The organism is Embleya sp. NPDC059237 (genome assembly GCF_042754105.1).
Lineage (GTDB): Bacteria > Actinomycetota > Actinomycetes > Streptomycetales > Streptomycetaceae > Embleya.
In genome coordinates this window covers 1229210-1249306 of sequence record NZ_JBHZAE010000001.1, presented here as the reverse complement: position 1 = coordinate 1249306, position 20097 = coordinate 1229210, and the positions used below count along the sequence as shown (strand labels likewise).

Genomic DNA, 20097 nt, shown 5'->3' with positions numbered 1-20097 from the left:
TCACTTCACCACCCGCAGGCTGATCGGATAACGCATCACATCGCCACCCGCCGCCCGCGCCCCGCCGATGATCGCGCAGACCGCGATCGCCGAGTACATGGCGCCGATCAGCACGCCGCCCGCGTCGCCGAGCAGGGCCAGGAGCGGGGCGAGCACGAACGAGAGCAGACAGGTCAGTTGGAAGTTGAGCGCCGCGCTCGCGTTGTCCCGCACGAACGGCGACTCCTTGCCCACACTCCGGCGGATCAGGAACGGACCCAGTACCGGAGCGCAGAACCCGCTCCAGTGCGCCGCCGCGCTCCACCCCCGTTCACGCCCCGGCTGCATGCGCGCGAACGGTCCCGCCGGCCGGTTGAGCCACCACGGCGGCGGCCCGGGCATCGGGTGCGGCACGAGCGGCGGTGGAGCCGGCATCGGCATCAGCAGGTCCTCCAGCAGGCTCTCCAGGTCCGCCCGGGTCTTCCCGGCCAGCGCGGAGGCCACCCGCTCCTCGAACTCGTCGGCGGTCAACCGGCCTTCGCCGAACGCGAACTTCAAGTGCTCGATCGTGCGCTCACGATCCGCGTCGCCCACCCGCATGTGCGGAGGCATGCCGTACCAATGGGGTGGGTGAGGACCGGAATTCGGGTGCATGCGCGGCTCCTCTCGCTGTGCACACGGCTCCGTACAGCATGCGCCGTGAACGGAGCGTGGTCCATCAGGGATAACCCTTGGCCCGACCCCGAGACAACAGCCGCAAGGATGACCCGGATCCGCCCCACGGCGGCCGTCCCGCAGCCGGCGGCGGGCCCGTCCGGGCCGGTTTCCGACCCTCTTCGGCGGCGAGGGAACCGTTCCGCGAGCCGCTCCGTCACAGGGCCATGCGAATCCACGACGGTTCCACGCGCGGGGCCGCGGCCCTGCCGATATTCGTGCTGGCGGCGGGACTCGTCGTCGGCGGCTGCACCTCTTCCGGCGGCTCCGAGCCGGACCCGCAGCGCACGACCGCCTCGAACACCGAGTCGGTACGGCTGACCGCGTTCGACTCGTGTGACGCGCTGGTCGACGACTTCCGCGCGGCGGCGCTGCGGAACATGGACGAGAACACCCGGTCGGTGCCCGTCGACAGGAAGCCGGACGCCGGCGCTCCGCTCGCCGCGCCCAAGGCGGCGGAGGGCATGTCGGCGGATCTGGCCGCGCCCGCCGCGCCCACGACGCCGGAGCACTCGACCACGAACACCCAGGAGGTCGGCGTCGACGAGCCCGACCTGGTCAAGAGCGACGGGCGCCGGGTGCTGACCGTGGCCGACGGGCGGTTGACCGTGGTCGACACCGCCACCCACAAAGTCACCGGGTCGCTGGCCGTGCCGGGGGCGCGCGCGACCGAGCTGTTGTTGTCCGGCGACCGGGCCCTGCTGATCCTGGACGCCGGCGCGAACCTGCCGAAGAGCAAAGGCGGTTCGGGCAAGATGGCGCCGATCCCCGGCGATCCGGGGCTGCCGGGGACGAACATGCGGGCGCGCTTCGTCCTGGTCGACCTCACCGGTGCGCCACGGAGCCTGGGCGACCTGACCGTGGACGGCGCCTACGCCGACGCGCGCCAGGTCGGCAGCACCGCGCGCATCGTGGTTCGCTCCCGTCCGCGCCTGAACATGTCGACGTACCGGACCTCGGACAAGGACAAGGCCGTCGACCGGATCCGCCGCTCGACCGTCGGGGACTGGCTGCCGCAGTTCACCCTCGCCGCGAACGGCCGCACCGAATCCGGCAACCTGGTCGGCTGCGACCGGGTCAGCCGCCCGGCGAGCCGAGCGGGCGAGCCGGGACACACCGGCGCCGCGACGCTGAGCGTGTTGTCCTTCGACCTGACCCGCGACCTGGGCAAGGGCGACCCGGTGACGGTGGCCGCCGACGTGAACAACGTGTACGCCTCGGAGTCCAACCTGTACCTGGCGACCACCGCCTCCCGGCGCGCCGTCTCGAACGACGCGAAGGTGATCGGTGGCCGCCCGCCGACCACGACCACCGCGATCAACCAGCTCGACATCTCCGGCAAGGGCACCCCGAAGCTGGTGGCCACCGGCGTGGTCTCCGGCACGATGGTCAACCAGTACGCGATGTCCGAACTCGGCGGCAACCTGCGGGTGGCGACGACCCTGAGCCCGGGCGACCCGACGATCGCGCAGAGCGGCCCCGGCAACATCCCGCCCGGCGGCACCACCCGAAGCACCACCGCACCGGGCGGTTCGATGCCGGGCGCGCCGGGCACCGCCAAGCCCGGCACCGTCGCGCCGAGCGCCGCCCAGGGCAGCGCAGCCCCGGCCGGCTCGGTGCCCGGCAGCGCCCCCGACGGCTCGTCCGGGTCCGCCATCGCGCCGAGCGACGGCACCGACACCCGACCGACCCCGCCGAGCATGCCGAGCGCCCGGCCGCCGACCGCGCAGCCCCCGATCGCCCCGCGTTCGAGCAGCGAATCGGCGATCACCGTGCTGGCCCGCAACGGCGACAAGCTGACCCAGATCGGCCGGGTGGGCGGACTCGGCCGCACCGAGCGGATCATGGGCGTGCGTTTCGCCGGACCGATCGCCTACGTGGTGACCTTCCGGCAGACCGACCCGCTGTACACGATCGACCTGAGCGACCCGCGCAATCCCCGCACCGTCGGCGAACTGAAGATCAACGGCTACTCGGCCTACCTGCACCCGATCGCCGACGGCCGGCTGATCGGCGTCGGCCAGGACGCCACCGACGGCGGCATGCGCCTGGGCACCCAGGTGTCCCTGTTCGACGTACGCACCCTGGCCGATCCGACCCGGGTCGCGCAGTACACGATCCCCAGCGGCAGCTCGCAGGCGGAGCAGGACGCGCACGCGTTCCTGTACTGGCCCAAGGACGGCACCGTGGTGGTGCCGGTGACCGGTGCCTACTCGATGCCCGACCGGACGCAGATCGCCCCCGGCGAGAAGTATCCGGGCACGCGCAGCTCCTACGCGCTGGTGTTGCGCGTCGACGGCACCCGGATCGTCGAGGTGGGCCGGGTCACCCACCCCGACTCCAGGATCCTGCGCTCGCTGGTGGTGGGCGACGAGTTGTGGACCGTCTCGGCCGCGGGCATCTCCGTCGACCGGCTCGCCGACGTGCGCCAAGTGGCCTGGATCCCGATCGGCTGAGCGCCGCCGGGCGTCCCCGAAACGCCTCGTCGGAGGCGGTCTGGTATACCCGGAGCAGCTGATCTGACAGACCATCAGAAACGATTGGAGCACCCATGGCGGTCACCGTCTTCACCGACCTCCAACAGATCAAGGACGCGGTGGGCAAACACCTGGGCCACAGCGACTGGCTGGAGATCACCCAGGAGCGGATCAACCTGTTCGCCGACGCGACCGGGGACCACCAGTGGATCCACGTCGACGTGGAGAAGGCGAAGGAGGGTCCGTTCGGCGCGCCGATCGCACACGGCTACCTGACCCTGGCGCTGTCCAATCTGTTCCTGCCGCAGATCCTGGAGGTGCGCAACATCTCGATGGGAGTGAACTACGGCATGGAGAAGGTGCGTTTCCCGGCCCCGGTCCCGGTCGGCTCGCGAGTCCGCGGCGGCGCGGAGATCGTGGCGGTCGCGGACATCGCCGGGGGCGTCCAGGTGGTCAACCGCATCACCGTCGAGATCGAGGGATCGACCAAGCCCGCCTGCGTGATCGACTCGGTCACCCGCTACCTGCTCTGACCGACGCCGCGACACCGACCGCGGTCGGTGTCCCCGAACGCCGGACGGGCGCGCGTGCGCGACCCGTCCGGCCGTTCCGCTGCCGTGCTCGGCGACGTGTGCCCCGTCGCCGAGCACGGAAGTGGAAGCACGGCCGCCGCGCGGCCACACCGGCGGTTACGCCTCCGGCTCGATCAGCACGCAGCGGGTGCGGCTGTAGATCGTCGGCATACATTTGTTGCAGTGCACGCACAACGACCGGGTCTTCGGCTCGGCCGCGATGCGGTTGACCAGGTCCGGCTCGCGCAGCACCGCGCGGCCCATCGCCACGAACTCGAAGCCCTCGGCCATCGCCAGGTCCATCGTGTCCCGGTTGGTGATGCCGCCGAGCAGGATCAGCGGCAGCTTCAACTCGGCCCGGAACTGCCGGGCGGAGGCCAGCAGATAGGCCTCCTCGTAGGGGTACGACCGCAGGATGCGCTTGCCGATCAGCTTGACCCCCGTACGTTGCGGCTGCGGGAAGGTCGCGGCGAACTCCGGCACCGGGGCGTCGCCGCGGAAGAGGTACATCGGATTGAGCAGCGAACTGCCCGCCGTCAGCTCCAGCGCATCCAGCGAGCCGTCCTCCTCCAACCAGCGCGCCGTCTGGATGCTCTCGTCCAGCCAGATCCCGCCCGGGACGCCGTCCTCCATGTTGAGCTTGGCGGTCACCGCGATCCGGTCGCCCACCGCATCGCGCACCGCGCGACACACCCCGCGCGCGACCTTGGCCCGATTGGCGAGCGAGCCGCCGTACGCGTCCTTGCGATGGTTGAGCTTGGGGCTGAGGAAGGCGCTGGCGAAGTAGTTGTGGCCCAGGTGGATCTCCACCGCGTCGAACCCGGCCTCGATCGCGAACAGCGCGGCCTCGGCGTGCGCGCGGGTGATTCGGGCGATGTCCTGCTCACCGGCGGCCAGCGTGGTGCGCATGCCCAGCGGGTTGAACATCCGACCCGCGGACAGGGCCGGCCGGCCGTTGGAGGCGGCGTTGGCCACCGGGCCGGCGTGGCCGATCTGGGCGGAGACCGCCGCGCCCTCGGCGTGCACCGCGTCGGTGAGCCGGCGCAGCCCCGGCACCGCCTCGGGGCGCATCCAGATCTGGTGCCGGTCGGTGCGGCCCTCGGGGGCGACCGCGCAGTAGGCGACGGTGGTCATCCCGATGCCGCCGGCGGCGGGACGGCGGTGGTACTCGATCAGGTCGTCGGTGACCAGGGCGTCCGGGGTGGCGCCCTCGAATGTGGCGGCCTTGACGATCCGGTTGCGCAGCGTGAGCGGGCCGAGCTTGGCGGGGGCGAAGACGTCGGGTATCACGGGGCACCTCGTTCGGGAGGGGACGGATCGGCCGGGCGCGGGGCGTCCAGACCGGCGGTGACGAAGGCGGCGACGGTCGCGGCGGCGGGCGGGGGGACGAACACGTCGGCCACGGGTTGGCCGTAGAGCTGGAGCAGCAGGTCGAAGGCGAGCCGCCAGCGGTCCGCGATCTCCCGCTCGCCCAGGTCCGGCCGGGCACCGGCCAGCAGTTCGCGCCAGGGCCGGTGCCGGAACCACGGGTCGTCCCAGGGCAGTTCCCGCCCGGACAGCACGGTCCGGGCGAGCAGTTGCAGCAACATCGGCCCGCTCGGCTCGCGGGCCAGCCGGTCGAACGGTTCGACGATCACCGTGACCACCTCGGCGACGGTGGGCGTCCACCCGGCCGCCCGGTCCCGGTCCAGCGCGGCCAGCGGTTCGGCCCACAGCGGGCCCAGGCGCTGTTGCAGCAGCGCGACCACCAGGTCCCGCTTGGAGCCGAAGTGGTAGTGCACGGCGGCCGGATTCATCCCCGCGGCGGCGTTGACCGCCCGCACGGAGACCCTGTCGTAGCCCTGGGCGAGGAAGAGCCGTTCGGCCTCGTCGAGCAGCCGGGCCCGGGATTGTGCGGTCACGGCAGGCACCAAATCACGAACCGCCGGCATTTTCAATCACTGATTGAATCAATGATGGAACGGCGGGATGGAACGGCGGCCCTACCGCCGAAGCAGGTTCGGGGGTCAGTGCTGCGGCACCACCAGGACCGGGCACCGCGCGTGTTCGATCGTGGTCGTCGCGACGTGGCCGACCCAGTGCCGCAGCGGGCCGCGCCGGCGCCGGACGCCGACCACCGCCAGCGCGCTGCCGACCGACGCCTCGACGAGCGTGGCCGCGGCGTCCGCCATGACCGATTCCGCGCGCACCTCGACGTCGGGGAACCGCTCGCGCGCCGCCGCCAACGCCTGCTCGAGGGCCGTCGCGTGCACCTCGGCGACCGCGCGCATGTCCGCCTCGCTCGGCCCGGCCAGGCCCGCGTATCCGGGCCAACTCCACGCGTGCACCGCGTGCACCGGCAGCCCGCGATCCCGGGCCGCCTCGAACGCGGCCGACACCGCCCGGCCGTCGCCGTCGCCCTGGACGCCGAGCAGTACATCCGCCCCGCCCGCCCCGGCCCCGTCGGCCGCCGCCCGGTGCTCGCCGCGCACGATCAGCAGCGGACACTCGGTACGCGCCGCCAGATGCCGCGACACCGAGCCGAGCAGGAGCCCGACGAACCCGCCGCGCCCACGCGATCCGGCGACCAGCAACATCGCCCCCTCGGCCGCCGCGAGCAGCGCGTCGCCCGGCAGGCCGTAGCCCACCCGGGCGTCGACGGCCAGGTTCGGACAACGGCGCAGCGCCGCCGCCGCGGCATCGCGGACCAGCTCCTCGGCGGCGCGCCGGGTGTCCTCGTTCGGCTCCACCGGCTCGAACCCGGGCGTGGCCATCGGCACCCGGATCGCGTGCACCACCCGCAACAGCGCGCCCGCGCGGGCGGCCTCCTCCGCGGCCCGGGCCAGCGCCCGATCGCCGTGCTCCGAACCGTCGATGCCCACGACCACCAGGGGTGCCCCGACCGCGCCCGTGTCCGCCATGCCGCCCTCCTCCGTCCATCACCCGAGGTCCTGCCGCCACCCGAAGTCGCCTCCACCCAAGCCCGCCGCCACCCCGGGGTCCCGCCGCCGAAACGGCGAAGACCGGCCCGGCGGAGCTGCCGCCGGGCCGGTTCGGGTGACCGCCGCGATCAGAAGTTCAGATTGCTCAGCAGGTTCGCGACGCTCTTGCCGCTGCTGTGAATGCTCGGCGCGATCGAGGTGCTCGCCAGATAGAACCCGAGCAGCGCGCACACGATCGCGTGCGGGATTCGCATGCCGCCCTTGCGGATGAAGATGAAGACGATGACGCCCAGCAGGAGGACGGTGGAGATGGACAAGGCCATGGGGGTGACTCCTCGGGAGGCGCGCTCGGGAGCGCAGGGGACGGAACGGCCGCGCCGATTTCGGGACAGCGCGAAGAGTTGCCGGTGGGAACGGCGGAACGTGCGTGCATGTGTCACCGGGACAAAAACTAACAGAAAGTGTCGACAAAGGTGCAAAACGTCACACTTCTGCGCATCGAGTCGCGGCGAGACATGGCGAGTCGCGCACTGTGACGACGTGTTCCCGGTGTGTCCCCGGCCTGTCCCGGCGTGTCGCGGCCCCTGCGAACCGCCCCCGAATCGCCCCCGAACACGGCCGGGCCGGCCCGACACGAGGTCGGACCGGCCCGGAGTGTGACCGTGGGAGCTGCGCCGATCAGGTCGGCGGCACCTCGATGTCGGTCTCCAGTCGGCGGTGCTCGCGCAGCCCCTGGGTGATCGGGTGTTCGTCGCCGAGCTTGCGTCGACACGCGCGCTCCGTGCGGGTGAACCAGTCGAGGGACTCCTCCCTGCGACCGATCTCACGCAGGCTGTGCACCCGGTTGCAGGCCGCCACCAGGGTGTGCGGGTGCTCCGAGCCCAGCAGCTCCTCGTACCGCTCGTAGGTGACCCGGTCGAGTTCGGCGCACTCGTCGACCTCGCCCGCCCGATAGAGGTTGTTCGCGTGGTTCACCGCGGCCGCGAGGGTGAACGGGTGCTTCTCGCCCAGCGCTTCGCGCAGACCCTCGATACACCTGCGCCCCAGCGCCAGCGCCTCTTCGAGCCGGTCGACCGCCCGCAGGTAGCTCGACAGGTTGCTGCCGCATCCGAAGGTGAACGGGTGTTGCCCGCCGAACTGCTCCCGATAGCCCTGATAGGTGTCCTGGGCCAGTTCGAGGGCCTGCTCGTTGTTGCCCATCGCGCGGTGGTCGGCCGCGAGGTTGAGCGCGCAAGCCAGCATGTCGGGGTGCGTCGGGCTCAGGAAGGCGCGGTACTTCTCCAACGTGTCGCTGTCCAGCGACCTGGCGTAGCGGGCGTCCCCCGTCTGCCGGATCGTCACCGCGAGGTTCTTGGAGGTGCGCAGCGCGTCCCGGACCCGACCGTTGGCCTCCTCGAGGGCCAGCGTGCGCTGCAGCACCGCCCGCGAGCCCGCGTAGTCGCCCAGCTCACGGAGGTCCTGGCCGACCTGGTTGGCCAGGAAGCACGTCCGCGGGTGCTCCTCGCCCTGGATCCGCCGACGCCAGTCGTAGGCGGTCTGGTGCACCTCGCGCGCCTCCTCCAGGCGACCGGTCAGCCGCAGCGAGACGCCGAGGTTGTTCGCCGCGAGCAGGGCGTCGTTGGTGTCCTCGCCGAATACCTCGCTGAATCGCCGGTAGTTCTCCCGGTCCGATTCGAGCGCGGTCTCGAAACGTCCGAGTGAACGCAGGTCGCCGCCGTAGCCGCGCCCGGTGATCAGGGTGTGCGGGTGGTCCGGTCCCAGTGCCGCGCGCTGCGCCTCCAGGGTGGCCCGGTCCAGGTCGTACGCCTTGCGGTACTTGCCCTGGGACCGGTACACGTTCGCCAGTTGGGTGCACATCCGCAGCGTCAGCGGATCGTGCCGACTGAATCGTGCGCGCCAGCGGTCCAGCGCGACCTCGGCGATGTACTGGGCGAACTCCCAGTCGTCGGAGCGCCAGGCGAAGCGCACCTGCTCGACGATCCAGCGGCGCACGCCCTCGGAGTCGCTCTCCAGGGCGCGCGAGGGCACGAGGTGCTTGTACAGCTCCTCGTACGCCTCCTGGTTCGCCGGGTCGTCCACGTCGCCGGGGGCGTTCGCGGCCAGGATCTCCAGGGTTCGGGCGCGCCGCGCGGCGTTGTCCTCGGGCGGCATCTGGTCCCGCAGCACGGCCTGGACCAGGCGGTGCACCTGGATGGTGTCCGCGCCCCGGTCCACCCGGGCCAGCGCGTATCGACCGAGTTGCTGGAAGATCCGGGACAACAACAGCGTGTCGCCGAGCGAGCTGTCCACCCGGATCAGTTCCTGGAGCACCTCGCGCGAGCGCAGCAGGCGCATCGAGATGGAGTCGGGCGACAGGTAGGCGCACAGCTCCAACAGGCGCACCGCGGCCGGCTGCCGTTCCTTCAGCTCGTCCAGGGAGACGGTCCACGTCGCGGCGGCGGTGGTCGGGTAATCCGGCGGCTGACCCTCCTCCAGGATCGCGGTGACCCGCGTGTTCACCCGCTCCAGGTAGTCCTCGACCGGCATCGCCGACTCGGCCAGCCAGGCACCCGCCTGTTCGACCGCAAGCGGCAGGTCGCCCAGCGCGGTGGCGACCTTCTGCGCGTCGGCCTCGGTCAGCGCCGGCACCCGGCGCTGGAGCAGCGCGACGCTCTCGTCGCGGCGGAACACCGGTACTTCGAGCGGGCGGGCGCTGCGCGCCCACAGGTCGTTGCGCGAGGTGACCAGGACGTGGCCGTTGACGCTGCCCTGCGGCATCAGGTGGGCCAGCGAGGCGGGCTCGTCGGCGTTGTCGTAGATCACCAGCCAGCGGTCGTAGGGCTCGCCCTGTTGCAGGCTCTGGAGCACCGTTGCCGCCGCGTCGCCCACGTTCTCCCCGGTGGACAGGTCGAGCCGGACGCCCAGTCGGGCGAGTTGCGCGGCAACGCCCTGTGCCTGCTCGGCGGACACCCACCAGATGATGTCGTAGTCGGCGGCGAAGCGGTGCGCGTACTCCAGCGCGACCTGGGTCTTGCCGACGCCGCCCAGGCCGTGCAGGGCCTGGGGCAACACCGCGGTGGCACCCTTGGCCAACTGGTCGCGCAGGCGTTCGAGGATGTCGTCGCGTCCGGTGAAGGCCGAGTGCCGGGGCAGCAGTTGGGACACCCTGGGCTTGGTGCCGGGGAAGCGGGGGCCCTCCGCTGGCGGCGCCTCCGAGGGGGTGCGGCCGAACGCGGCCAGCAGCGCGGTGCGCGCGTGCTCCTCGGACAGCGCGGACAGCGAGACCGTGTCGCCCACGCCCGGGTCGAGGTCGAGCCCGTCGTCCACCCGCAGCGTCACCACACCCACGCGATCCGCCGAGGCGAGCCGGCGCAGCGCGGTGCGCATCGCGGTCCAGGCCCGGCTGGGCAGCGAGTCGGGCGAGGACAGCACCACGACGCTGTCCACGTCCTCCAACCGCTCCAGCGGCGTGTCGCAACCACCGGTGCCGACCACCTGGGTGCCGGCGGCGATCAGTTGGGCGCGCACCCAGTCGACCCACATGCGGTCGCGGGCGCTGTAGAGGATGCGCACGGTGACCGGGGCGGTGTACCGGATGCGCTCGAAGCGGCGCAGTTCGCGGCGGCGCTCGCCCTCCTCGACGGGGTCGAGTCGGGTGATCGCGCCTTCGGTGAGCACACCGGTCAGCCGCTCGTACGCGGCGAGCAGACTGCCCTCCTGGAGCGGCCGGTCGCCCAGGGTGGCCAGGGTCTCCTCGTAGGCGTAGAACGCCTTGTACGGGATCTCCACCTCGCCCCAGTACTTGGTGCGCTCCGCCTCGGAGTATTCCGCGAGGAATTCGGCGAAGCGCTCGCGCGCGTGGTCGCGGCCGGCTTCGAGCTTGTCCTTCTCGTCGTCCTCGACGCGCATCGGCACGGGCAGGATGCGCAGCGGGCGCTCGGCCTGCCGGGCGATCGAGCGGGCCACGTTGACGCCGCCGTCGATGGCCTGCTCGTTGAGGGTGAAGCCGTCCACCACGGTGTCGGGCAGCAGGGTGGTACAGATGCCGGCGATGTCGTTGAGGCCGGTGCGGCTGTCGATCAGGGCGTAGTCGTAGGACGCGCGCATGTCCTCGCGCAGCGCGTCCAGGAAGCCGATGCCGTGCGGACTCTCGCAGAAGTCGGCCCAGTTGAAGCCGGCGAGGGTCGCCGCGTATTCGTGGTTCTGCCGGCCCGGGCCGAGGAAGCGGATCAGCCCGCCGTCGGGGAAGTCGCGGTCGACCTTGACCGCGCAGCCGTCCACCCGGCTCTCCGCGATCCGGCTCGCCTCGATCATCGCGTCGGTGCTGGCCTCGGAGCCGACCACCTTGGCGAAGGCGCGGATCATGTCGAGCACGCCGCGCGTGTCCTCGAGCCGCTTGTCGATCAGGTACGGGTGGAAGTAGCGGTGCAGGCCGGGGGATTCCAGGTCCCAGTCCACCACGAGCACACGCTTGCCTCGCGAGGCCAGGATCCAGGCCACGTTGGCCAGCGCCATCGTGCGGCCGGTGCCGCCCTTGTACGAGTAGAACGTGACGACGGTTCCCGGTGGGCCCGCTGGGTTGTCGCTCATCGCTTCAGTGCTCCTCAACGTCGCCACCGGGTCCCCACAACAGTGGGCGGCGAGGGTTGTGTCGGGCCGTGATCCAGCGGGGTCGGGCGGCCGCGTCCAAGCCGGCGCGAGCGCGGGCGGGCAGCCCCCGGAAGGTGGTGGCGAACGGCGCGGAGGCCCCGAACGCGGTGCGCGCGGGAGGCGGGCTCGGGCTGGGTTCGACGCGCACGGTCGGGAACAACTCTCGCGCCTCGGCGGCCGGCAGCGGGCGCAGCGGGGCACGTTCGGCCGCGACCAGCACGCGCGCCAGCTCGGCGACCAGATGTCGATAGTCGGCCGAGTGCCCCTCCAGGCGCATCAGGTCGAACAACCCCTGGCGGGCGTAGATGGGGCCGTAGTCGTTCTCGGCGCCGAAGTCGGGGCTCGGTTGCCCGTCGAGCGGGGCGTCGGTGGCCCGCCAGCGCACGGTGACCACCGCGTTCACCTGTCGGCCGGTGTGCGCCCGGTGTCCGCGCACGCGTTCGGCCAGTACGGCCCATTCGCGCATGGCGCGCGGATCGGCGAGATAGTCGGGCGACGCCAGCACGACGGCGGCGGGAACCGAACAGGCCAACGCCTCGGGCGTGGCGCCCACACCGGAACCGGTACACGAGGGCAGCACACCGCGCGCACCGCCGCCCCGGGAGAGCCGGGCGGCGACCGCCTGTTCGAGATCGGCGTGGAAACGCTCGACATAGGCCCGCTCATCGCCGCACGACCGACTCGTGAAGAAGACTGGTGTCATCTCGACCCCTGATGTCGGCACTTCGTCGCGACGCGCGTGGGCTTGCCCTCCCCCGCGGTCACTCGTTGTTCCCAGGCTACCCGAGTCCATCACGCGACGTTACTCCTCGTTACATCAGGTAATCTCATGTTCATCTTTCGTTTCGTGTCGTTCCGCCCACGTCCACGACCCGCTCGCGGGTACCGCGCCGGCCCCGGTCGCCGTTGCGCGCGACCCAGGCCCGATACCCCGAACGCACCCGTTCGGCCGCACGGCGCGCCGCCTCGGCCGGTACGTCCTCGCGCCACCACGACTGCACCGTGCCCGCCATGGCATCCACCACACGTGCGCCGTCCGGCGTCAGTTCACCGCACTCGCGCAACGTCGCGATCGCCTCGGTGACGTGCTCGCGGTGTACGGCGAACTCGGCCTGTGCCCGATCCTGCTCCTCTCCCGTGACGGCGTGCCGGCGAACCCGCCAGAAATCCGCGATCCCCAGATGCGCGTAGGCGCCCTGCAAGAGCGCGCCCACCGGTCGGGGGTCCAACCGCCAGGGCGCCCGGTAGCGGGCGGTCGAACGTGTCGAGAGATTCGTGATGTCCTGTATCGCGCCGAGCTTGTTGTGCTGGAACTCGTGGACGAGCGTGACGGCCAGGGTGGTCGGGCCCACCTCGGGGGTGAGCGCGAGACCCCCGAACGCGTACCGCGACGACGAACTGAGGCTGACGCCGGGCTCGCCCACCACCGGAACCAGCGTGGACAACGCCGCCGGCAGGCTGGCCGCGTAGGCCCGGTGAGAGTGTGCCAGCTGATCCCAGGCGGAGGCGAAATTCCGTTGCAGCAAGGATACTTGGCGAGCCGTCAGACGTGCGCTCGGCTGCCAGCGATGCACGTCGCGATAGGGGTCGACGTCCTCGATCGCAAGCGTCGCGCTCAGCCCGGCGGCGGTGGCGGAGCACCTGCGGTTGGCCTGTCGGCGCGAGACCAGCCGGCTGCCGACCGACCACTGGCGCCCGGTCAGCGCGATCCGACCCGCGTCCGCCGCCACCCGCACCCGCCCCAGCGTGGGCAGATACACCCAGCCGCCGACCGCGCTCAGCTCGACCCGGCCGGGCGGACCGTGTTCGGGATCCCCGCGCAGTGCCGCCGCCGCCGCGATCGAACCCAGGTGGCCCAGGAGTTCGTCGAGATCGGGGGCGGCCGGGTCGAGATCGGGCCGGCCCAGGCGCAGCAGGCCGCGCATCGCCCACGCGCCGGTATACGGGTGCATCAGCACGGTGCGCGCCGCGTCCGGCGCGGTGCGCTGGACGTGTGCGAGCAGGTCGTGGGCGTCGATGAGGTGCGCGGTGCGCGCGCTCGGCAGACGCTCGCGGGCGGTGGCGACCACCGCGTACACCTGGAGCAGGCGGCGGCTCTCCTGTGCCCGGGCGAGCGCGGACACGGCCGCGAAGTCGCCCTGTCCGGCGGCGAGTCGATCGAAGGCCGAACCGGTGAGCCGATGTGTCCCGATCATCCGCGACTCCTCGAATCGGCCACCAGGGCACGGACATCGGCGCGTACGCGGGCGCCGACATGGTCGATCAGCGCGCGCAGGTCGGCGCAGTACACGGACGGATTGTCGAAGCCGTTGTCCGGGCGATAGCGGTGCGCCCGCAGGCCGCCCCCGCAGGTGCGCACCACCGGACAGCGCCGGCACGTCGCGCTCAACCCGGCCACGCCGACCGCCGCGCGGGCGTACGCGGGGGCGGCCAGCACGGTCGCCGGGTCGTGCCGGAACACGTCCAGCCCGGTGGCCGCCGCGCCGTCGTAGGCGGACTTGAGCGAGTCCTCGCGTTCGAACGTGCCGTCGGTCTCCACCACCACCGAGCCCGGCGGGCCCAGGCCCAGGACCTCGCTCTGTACGTCCCGACCCAGGGTCAGATCCACCAGGTCCTCCAGGATCCGCACCCGCGTCTCCCGCACCGACGCCCCGTACCAGCGGTCGAAGACCGCGATCAGCCAGTCCGCGTACGGGGTTTCGCCCTCGCGTGCGCCCGGCGGCGGGAACTCCCAGGTGGCGTGCGGCAGCAGCAGGTCGAGCATCGGCGGGGCGTGCGAGAGCAGTTCCTCGTAGGTGGCCACCGGGTCGTTGCCCAGGTCGATCGTGCACAACAGGCCGCCGTACAAGGGCCGGTAGCGCGGTCGACGCAACAGCGCGATGCCCCGGACCGCCTCGGCGTGGCTGCCGCGTCCGTCCGCGTGGCGACGGTGCCGGTCGTGCGCGAGCGCGTCGCCGTCCAGCGAGACGCCGACCCGGATCCGGTGCGCGAGCAGCACCTCGGCGAAGCGTTCGTCGAGGCGAACTCCGTTGGTCTGCATGGTGATCCGCAACTCGGCCACACCCGCGAGCGCGGCGCGCAGCTCGCGTGCGATCCGGTCGATCCGGTCCGGTCCCGCGAGCAGCGGTTCGCCGCCGTGCAGCACGATGTCGAGCACCCGCAGGCCGGCCCGCTCGGCGTGTGCGCGCAACCAGGCGCCGAGCGCGCCGACGGTCGCGTCGGTCGGCACGCGGGGGCGCTCGCGCCAACTCTGGTCCCGGAGTTCGTACACATAACAGTGATCGCACGCGAGATCACATCGTGCCGCGATCTTGACCACGAATTGCCGAAACGGAATCGCTTCGTGCATCGGACCTCCCACGGTCAGGCCCGAACGGTGCCGCTCCCGTCCGCCCGGGGACCCCCGGTACGGTCGTTTCCGCCCCGGGGATCGAACTCCGCCTCGACGAGAACCGGATCCACCACGCTCGTGAACCCCGCGACCACCGCCTCCGAGGGCTCCTCGGACTCGTGGACCAGTCGGCGCAGCGCCGAGGCCAGCACCGATGCCGGCAGGTGATCCAGGTCGTCGAGACAGAGCCCGTCGAGGTCGGGCAGCGCCGACTCCACGTCACCGCGCTCTCGTTGCATCCGCAGGACCCCCGTTTCCCCCGCGTCGCCGGATGCCGGGTTCGTCTCGCCCGTCCGGCCCGGTAGCGTTCGGGCGTGCCGTCCGAGTGAAACCGTACATTCGAGTGCGGAACGTATCGCCACGATTACACAAGCCTTCCTATACTAGCCGGGCCGGGTCGATCTGCGCGATGCTCTGTGTGGGCAGAGTCGTACACGCGAACGACCGGCATGGGGGCGGCACTTGCCAGACCCGCGGCGCGGTCGCGGGTGTCGCTGGGCCGTCCTTTTGTACGGTGCACGATCCGGGGGTCGCTTGGTGGACTACGACTTCTTCACGAGTCACGTCGCCGACCGTGATCCCAAATGGGCTGCCCGCTTCCACGACGACGTCGAGGCGGAACTGCGGCGCGGGATGGACCGGGTGCGGGCGGCGATCCGGCTGCAGCCGACCTTCGGTCCGATCCAGATGCCCGACGGCGATCCGCCCGCCCAGGCGCGCGCGATGGTCGCGCTGTGTTCCGACGACTACTTCGAGGACTTGGACTGCGGGCGCGACTGGGCGGTGTTCACCGACCGGTTGCGTCGACACGAGTCGATCGTGGGCGTGTCGGCGCCGAACCTGATCGCCGTACCGTGGACCACGATCGAACAACCCGTGCCGCCCGCGGTCGGCCCGATCGAGTGGCCGGTCGGGATCCCCGCGCCCGGTCGCGGGCCGAGCGTGTTCGACATGTTGCGGCTCGGCGGCATCCGCGATCTCGGCTACGTCCGCGCGGTTCGCACCGTAGCCGATCGGGTGGCCGCGGCGCTGCGCCATCGCGTGGCGCCGCTGAACGCGGCCGAGGCGGACGAGGTGGAGCCGATGTTCGGCAGCCACGACGGCTCCTCGCGCACGATGCCCGAGGTGCCACGCCGGTTGCCGATCCTGGAGCCGGTCCCCCCGGCCCGCACCGACCTGGTGATCAGCTACGTCGGCAACGACCTGGCCTGGGCCGACTGGGTCAGCGAGGTGCTCACGTTCGAGGACTACCGGGTCTCGCTGAGCCGCTGGGACTGGAGCGCCGGCGAGAGCTTCGGCAAGGCGATGGCCCGCGCGCGCGGGATGGGCGAGCACGTGCTCGCGCTGTTCTCCGAGCACTACTTCGAGGCGCGCCGGTTGGCGATGGACGAGTGGGAGGAGGCGCTGGGCGACGGGGACGCGGGCGGTCGGCTGCTGCCCATAGTCATCGGTCACACCCAGGTGCCGTCGATGTTCCGCGGCGTGCCGCCGGTCGACCTGACCGAGGCGGACGCGGTCGGCCAACGCGATCTGCTCGTGGCCGCGGTGCACCGGTTCGCACCGCTGCCCGCGCGGAATACGGGGTTCTCCTGACCGTGTCGGACCCGATATCCCCGCCGCCGCGCCCGCCCAGGCCGGACCGGCCGCCCACGAACGCGCCTGTGCCTGGGCCGGCGCCTGTACCCGGGCCCGCGCCCGGGTCCGCGAAAGTGCCGCCGCCGGCGAACCCGCCGCCCGTGATCGCCCCGGCATCCGCGCCCGGCCCGCCGCCCGTGATCACCCCGCCGCCGCCCAGGGCCGCGCCTCCGCCCCCGCCGCGCTCGCCCACCGACAATCCGCCGGTGTGGCGCGTCCCGGGCACCAGAGGGCGGTTCTACGGTCGCGACAACACCCTCGCGGACCTGCGCGCGCTGATGCAGATCGAACATCGGGTGGTGCTGCGTCCCCAGGACGACCTGCCCGGCCTGGGCACCACGCACCTGGCCCGCGAGTACGCCTACCGGCACCGCCACCTGTACGACGTGGTGTGGTGGTTCGACTGCGCCGCCCGTCCGGCCGAGAGCGGCGTCGCCTTCCTGCACCGCGTGCTCGAACAGCTGGCCGACCTCGGCGGGCGAGTCGGCCAGACCGTCGGCCCGGGGCACGAACTGCGCTCGCGCGAGGACTGGTTGCTGATCTTCGACGAGGTGGACCGGCCCGGTCTGATCGGCGAGATGATCCCGACCGGGCCCGGCCACGTGCTGATCACCAGTACCGATCCGCTGGCCCGGCACCTGGGCAGCACGGTCGATCTGCCGCCGCTGGACCGGCAGTCGTCCGTCCTGATGCTCCTCGACGCACACCGGGGCTTCGAGCTGGAACTGGTCACCGCCGAGGCGATCGCCGCGTTCGTCGGCGACCGACCCGCCGCGATCGCCCGGATCGCGGAGCTGTTCGCGACGGGGCTGGTGTCCCCGGAGGTGACCCTCGAACTGCTGCGCTTCGGCAACATGGCCAAGCTGTCCCGGACCATCCCGCAGAACCAGGTCGTCTACCTCGCCGACCTGTTCCTCGCGGTGCGCGGGCTGCGCGCGCCGGACACCTGGTCGATCTGGCTGGATCTGTCCGAGGACTACCTCGAACACCAGTTGCTGCACCGACACATGACCGACGCGCGCTCGATGCTGCTGCACATGTTGCGGACTTTGGTCAACGGCCCGGAACCGATCCACTCGCTGCAGTGCCTGTGCCGTGCGCTGCACGACGTGCTGCCCAACACCCAGGGCGTGGAGGAGGTCTGCCGGGCGATCGACAACCTGCCCGGGTGAGCGGCCGACACGACGGGTACATCCGGCGACGGGGCCGAATCCGGCCGGCGGGTGCGCCATGCTGATGCGTATGGCGAATGACGGGGAGTACGGGGGCGAGACGGTGCGTTACTTCATCAGTCACGCCGGTTCGGACACGGATTGGGCGAAGTGGGTCGCGGGGCAGCTGGTCCAAGCCGGTCTGGACGTCGAACTCGACGCCTGGGACTGGGCCACCGGCGAGAACCTGACCACGCTGGTCAGCCGCGCGCTGGACAACGCCGGGCACATGATCGCGCTGTTCTCCCCGGCCTACTTCGTCCCGGAGCGCTGGACCACGGTCGAGTGGACCGCGATGTCCGACGCGCTGCGCGGCAGCGGTCGGCGGCTGATCCCGCTGGTGGTGCACGAGGTCCCGCGCGAGCAGATCCCGTCCGTGCTGCGGCCGTTGTTGCGCCGGACGTTGTACGGCAAGTCCGAGGCGGACGCGCAGACGGAGCTGATGGCGGCGATCACCGGGCCGACCCGGCCGACGGAGCCACCGCCGTTCCCGGGGCCGCGGGGGGACGGGGCGAGGGCGGGTGGATCGGGGTCGGATGGGACGGCGCCGGCGGACCGGGCGGACTCGGCCGGCGCGGGGCCCGCGCCGGTCGTCCGCACGGTGCCCGCGCCGCGCCTGCCCGCCGCGCCGGTGATCCGCCGCACCGTCACCGCCGGGCACACCCGGGCGCTGACCGACGCGATCATGGCGGTGCCCCGGATCGCTCGGCCCGACCTGTGGAACCTGTGGCTGGATCTGGCCGAGGACTACTTCGAACGCCCGTTGCCCCGCGAGCAGATCGCCGCGCCGCGGATCATGCTGCTGCGGCTGATCCACGACCTGTCCACGCTCGCCGAGCCCGAACCGGCCCGCGCGCTGGACGCGTTGGTCCGCGCGCTCGGCGACGTACAGCCGACCGGCCCGGAGATCGAGCGGGTCCGCGAACTCCTGGCCGAGCTGACCGCGCCGAGCGACACGACGGACCCGGCTCGGGACCGAATCTAGGGCGTGTCTTCAATCTCCCGTCGGCCCCGTCCCGGTCGTCAGGAGCCGCCGTACGCGGCGCGCCGACGCCGTTCGTAGGCGCGCCGCCAGCCGGCCCGCCACAGCAGCGCCGTCCCCGGCGGGATCCAGCGCAGCACCCGCCGCCGCTCGGCGCCGGTGGCGTGGTGCAGGTGGAAGGCCACGAAGGCCGGGAGGTCGCGGCCCCAGACCCGCACGGTCCGGGTCGGCATCCGCCCGTCGGGCGTGCCGCGTACGTGCCGCCGCATCAGCGGGAACAGCTCGTGCTCCTCGGCCAGGCTGTGCCGGGCGACCAGTTCGCACAGTCGCCCGATCGCGGGCGAACGATCCCGCAGCGGCACGCTCCGGTCGGCGACCAGGCGCATCGCCTCCTCCAGGGTCGAGTGGTCGACCTGGAAGGCGGTCACGGTGCGGGCGGCCCGGGGCGAACCGGCGCGGACCGACGGGTACAGGACGATGTGTTCCTCGCGATGGTGCGCGCGCAGGAAGCGCAGCACCAGCGCGAGATGTTCCTCGACCGCGCGCACGCGCAGGATGTCGACCGGATCGAGGTGTCGGGTCACCTCGGTCAGCCGGGCCAACTCCTCGCGCAGGCCGCGATGCGCGACGTAGCCGGGAGTCAGGTCGAGAGTGGGGGTGGGCGTGGAGGTGGGAGTGACGGGCCGAACTGTGGACGTGGACACGGGGGCCGCCTCGGGAGGCACGGGATGGGGGAACCCCACACCGTAAGGGCACGCGGCACGTATTCCGCACCGATGCAAGGAGATTTCCGGCCATTCCCGAATGGCGCCCGTTTCCGGTCCGATAGCGGCCGAGCCGATACCGAACCGGAACGCCGGATGTCGTTTTTCTTGCGCCTCTCGTTTTGCTACTTCTTCACGTTGGGGATCGTCCAGTCGATCGGCTTGTGCCCCATGGCCTCGAGCGCGGCGTCGATCTGCGAGAACGGCTTGCTGCCGTGGAAGAGCTTCGCGGACAGCGGCGAGGGGTGCGCGCCCTGCACTATGGCGTGCTTGGCGGTGTCGATCAGCGAGATCTTCTTCTTCGCGTGCCCGCCCCACAGCACGAACACCACCGGCTCGTCCCGGTCGTTGACCGCCTTGATCACCGCGTCGGTGAACTTCTCCCAGCCCTTGCCCTTGTGCGAGGCGGCCTCGTGCGCCCGCACGGTGAGCACCGTGTTGAGCAGCAGCACACCCTGCCGTGCCCACGGCATCAGGTAGCCGTTGTCGGGGATCGGCAGGCCGATGTCGGCGTTCATCTCCTTGTAGATGTTGCGCAGCGACGGCGGGATGCGTACCTCGGGCCGGACCGAGAAGGACATGCCGTGCGCCTGGTTGTCGTCGTGGTACGGGTCCTGCCCGACCACCAGCACCCGCACGTCCTGGTACGGCGTCGCCTCCAGCGCCGCGAACACCTCGTCCTCCGGCGGGAAGATCTGGTGTTCCTTGCGTTCCGCGTCCACGTACGCGGTCAGCTCGGCGTAGTAGGGCTTCGCCAGCTCCTCCGCAAGCACGGGCTGCCAGGACTCGGGCAACGTCTGCACAGCAAGAACCTCCACACGA

At 71.8% G+C, this 20097-nt stretch carries 17 protein-coding genes; 5 read left to right on the top strand and 12 right to left on the bottom strand.

The genetic code is table 11. From position 1 onward, the window contains the following. On the bottom strand, positions 1 to 633 hold the full coding sequence (locus tag ACFXKZ_RS05470) for a DUF1707 and DUF4870 domain-containing protein (RefSeq protein WP_379996644.1): 633 nt from the start codon (positions 631 to 633) through the stop codon (positions 1 to 3). Between the two features lie 227 nt (positions 634 to 860). Between ACFXKZ_RS05470 and ACFXKZ_RS05465 the strand changes: the two genes are divergently transcribed. Both ACFXKZ_RS05465 and ACFXKZ_RS05460 read left to right on the top strand, forming a co-directional pair. Next, complete coding sequence (locus ACFXKZ_RS05465; RefSeq protein ID WP_379996643.1) at positions 861 to 3149, top strand: beta-propeller domain-containing protein; 2289 nt, start codon at positions 861 to 863, stop codon at positions 3147 to 3149. A gap of 95 nt (positions 3150 to 3244) precedes the next feature. Then, on the top strand, positions 3245 to 3703 hold the full coding sequence (locus tag ACFXKZ_RS05460) for a MaoC family dehydratase (RefSeq protein WP_379996641.1): 459 nt from the start codon (positions 3245 to 3247) through the stop codon (positions 3701 to 3703). Positions 3704 to 3859: 156 nt separating this feature from the next. On the opposite strand, the gene ACFXKZ_RS05455 is transcribed toward ACFXKZ_RS05460, so the two are convergent. The 9 genes from ACFXKZ_RS05455 to fxsA all read right to left on the bottom strand — a co-directional run bounded on the left by ACFXKZ_RS05455 (position 3860) and on the right by fxsA (position 14922). Continuing rightward, entirely contained in the window at positions 3860 to 5032 is a 1173-nt protein-coding gene (locus ACFXKZ_RS05455) for an NADH:flavin oxidoreductase (protein WP_379996639.1), read from the bottom strand. Further along, positions 5029 to 5643 carry a TetR/AcrR family transcriptional regulator gene (locus tag ACFXKZ_RS05450; protein WP_379996637.1) on the bottom strand — a complete coding sequence of 205 codons (615 nt, stop codon included), beginning with the start codon at positions 5641 to 5643 and terminating at the stop codon, positions 5029 to 5031. Before ACFXKZ_RS05450 ends, ACFXKZ_RS05455 begins: the two co-directional genes overlap by 4 nt. A gap of 105 nt (positions 5644 to 5748) precedes the next feature. Beyond that, complete coding sequence (locus tag ACFXKZ_RS05445) at positions 5749 to 6642, bottom strand: universal stress protein (protein WP_379996636.1); 894 nt, start codon at positions 6640 to 6642, stop codon at positions 5749 to 5751. 149 nt (positions 6643 to 6791) lie between these two features. Next, positions 6792 to 6986, bottom strand: a complete 195-nt coding sequence (locus ACFXKZ_RS05440) for a DUF2304 domain-containing protein (protein WP_379996634.1) — start codon at positions 6984 to 6986, stop codon at positions 6792 to 6794. Positions 6987 to 7341: 355 nt separating this feature from the next. Then, positions 7342 to 11232, bottom strand: coding sequence for an FxSxx-COOH system tetratricopeptide repeat protein (fxsT, locus tag ACFXKZ_RS05435; protein ID WP_379996632.1), 3891 nt, complete (start codon positions 11230 to 11232; stop codon positions 7342 to 7344). Positions 11233 to 11236: 4 nt separating this feature from the next. Next, on the bottom strand, positions 11237 to 11995 hold the full coding sequence (locus ACFXKZ_RS05430) for a hypothetical protein (RefSeq protein WP_379996630.1): 759 nt from the start codon (positions 11993 to 11995) through the stop codon (positions 11237 to 11239). 130 nt (positions 11996 to 12125) lie between these two features. After that, the gene (locus ACFXKZ_RS05425; RefSeq protein WP_379996628.1) at positions 12126 to 13487 is read right to left on the bottom strand and encodes an HEXXH motif domain-containing protein; all 1362 of its coding nucleotides are present in this window, start codon (positions 13485 to 13487) and stop codon (positions 12126 to 12128) included. Then, on the bottom strand, positions 13484 to 14641 hold the full coding sequence (locus tag ACFXKZ_RS05420; RefSeq protein WP_379996626.1) for an FxsB family cyclophane-forming radical SAM/SPASM peptide maturase: 1158 nt from the start codon (positions 14639 to 14641) through the stop codon (positions 13484 to 13486). The genes ACFXKZ_RS05425 and ACFXKZ_RS05420 overlap by 4 nt, the downstream gene beginning before the upstream one ends. Positions 14642 to 14655: 14 nt before the next feature. Beyond that, complete coding sequence (fxsA, locus tag ACFXKZ_RS05415) at positions 14656 to 14922, bottom strand: FxSxx-COOH cyclophane-containing RiPP peptide (RefSeq protein WP_379996624.1); 267 nt, start codon at positions 14920 to 14922, stop codon at positions 14656 to 14658. Between the two features lie 298 nt (positions 14923 to 15220). Here fxsA and ACFXKZ_RS05410 point away from each other — a divergent pair, with 298 nt between their 5' ends. The 3 genes from ACFXKZ_RS05410 (at position 15221) to ACFXKZ_RS05400 (ending at position 18514) form a co-directional block, all read left to right on the top strand. Continuing rightward, entirely contained in the window at positions 15221 to 16276 is a 1056-nt protein-coding gene (locus tag ACFXKZ_RS05410) for a TIR domain-containing protein (protein ID WP_379996622.1), read from the top strand. 248 nt (positions 16277 to 16524) lie between these two features. Further along, the gene (locus ACFXKZ_RS05405) at positions 16525 to 17490 is read left to right on the top strand and encodes a hypothetical protein (RefSeq protein WP_379996620.1); all 966 of its coding nucleotides are present in this window, start codon (positions 16525 to 16527) and stop codon (positions 17488 to 17490) included. 70 nt (positions 17491 to 17560) lie between these two features. After that, positions 17561 to 18514, top strand: coding sequence for a TIR domain-containing protein (locus tag ACFXKZ_RS05400; protein ID WP_379996618.1), 954 nt, complete (start codon positions 17561 to 17563; stop codon positions 18512 to 18514). 38 nt (positions 18515 to 18552) lie between these two features. On the opposite strand, the gene ACFXKZ_RS05395 is transcribed toward ACFXKZ_RS05400, so the two are convergent. Both ACFXKZ_RS05395 and ACFXKZ_RS05390 read right to left on the bottom strand, forming a co-directional pair. Continuing rightward, positions 18553 to 19215 carry a hemerythrin domain-containing protein gene (locus tag ACFXKZ_RS05395; RefSeq protein WP_379996616.1) on the bottom strand — a complete coding sequence of 221 codons (663 nt, stop codon included), beginning with the start codon at positions 19213 to 19215 and terminating at the stop codon, positions 18553 to 18555. A 185-nt stretch (positions 19216 to 19400) separates the two neighbouring features. Then, positions 19401 to 20078: a uracil-DNA glycosylase gene (locus ACFXKZ_RS05390; RefSeq protein WP_379996614.1), complete on the bottom strand. Its 678-nt coding sequence runs from the start codon at positions 20076 to 20078 to the stop codon at positions 19401 to 19403. Positions 20079 to 20097: the final 19 nt, after the last annotated feature.

Excerpts from the sequence above, each read along its gene's own strand:
- ACFXKZ_RS05470 (WP_379996644.1), bottom strand. The coding sequence starts at position 633 with ATGCACCCGAATTCCGGTCCTCACCCACCCCATTGGTACGGCATGCCT.
- ACFXKZ_RS05465 (WP_379996643.1), top strand. The coding sequence starts at position 861 with ATGCGAATCCACGACGGTTCCACGCGCGGGGCCGCGGCCCTGCCGATA.
- ACFXKZ_RS05460 (WP_379996641.1), top strand. The coding sequence starts at position 3,245 with ATGGCGGTCACCGTCTTCACCGACCTCCAACAGATCAAGGACGCGGTG.
- ACFXKZ_RS05445 (WP_379996636.1), bottom strand. The coding sequence starts at position 6,642 with ATGGCGGACACGGGCGCGGTCGGGGCACCCCTGGTGGTCGTGGGCATC.
- ACFXKZ_RS05440 (WP_379996634.1), bottom strand. The coding sequence starts at position 6,986 with ATGGCCTTGTCCATCTCCACCGTCCTCCTGCTGGGCGTCATCGTCTTC.
- fxsT (WP_379996632.1), bottom strand. The coding sequence starts at position 11,232 with ATGAGCGACAACCCAGCGGGCCCACCGGGAACCGTCGTCACGTTCTAC.
- ACFXKZ_RS05430 (WP_379996630.1), bottom strand. The coding sequence starts at position 11,995 with ATGACACCAGTCTTCTTCACGAGTCGGTCGTGCGGCGATGAGCGGGCC.
- ACFXKZ_RS05425 (WP_379996628.1), bottom strand. The coding sequence starts at position 13,487 with ATGATCGGGACACATCGGCTCACCGGTTCGGCCTTCGATCGACTCGCC.
- ACFXKZ_RS05420 (WP_379996626.1), bottom strand. The coding sequence starts at position 14,641 with ATGCACGAAGCGATTCCGTTTCGGCAATTCGTGGTCAAGATCGCGGCA.
- fxsA (WP_379996624.1), bottom strand. The coding sequence starts at position 14,922 with ATGCAACGAGAGCGCGGTGACGTGGAGTCGGCGCTGCCCGACCTCGAC.
- ACFXKZ_RS05400 (WP_379996618.1), top strand. The coding sequence starts at position 17,561 with ATGGCGAATGACGGGGAGTACGGGGGCGAGACGGTGCGTTACTTCATC.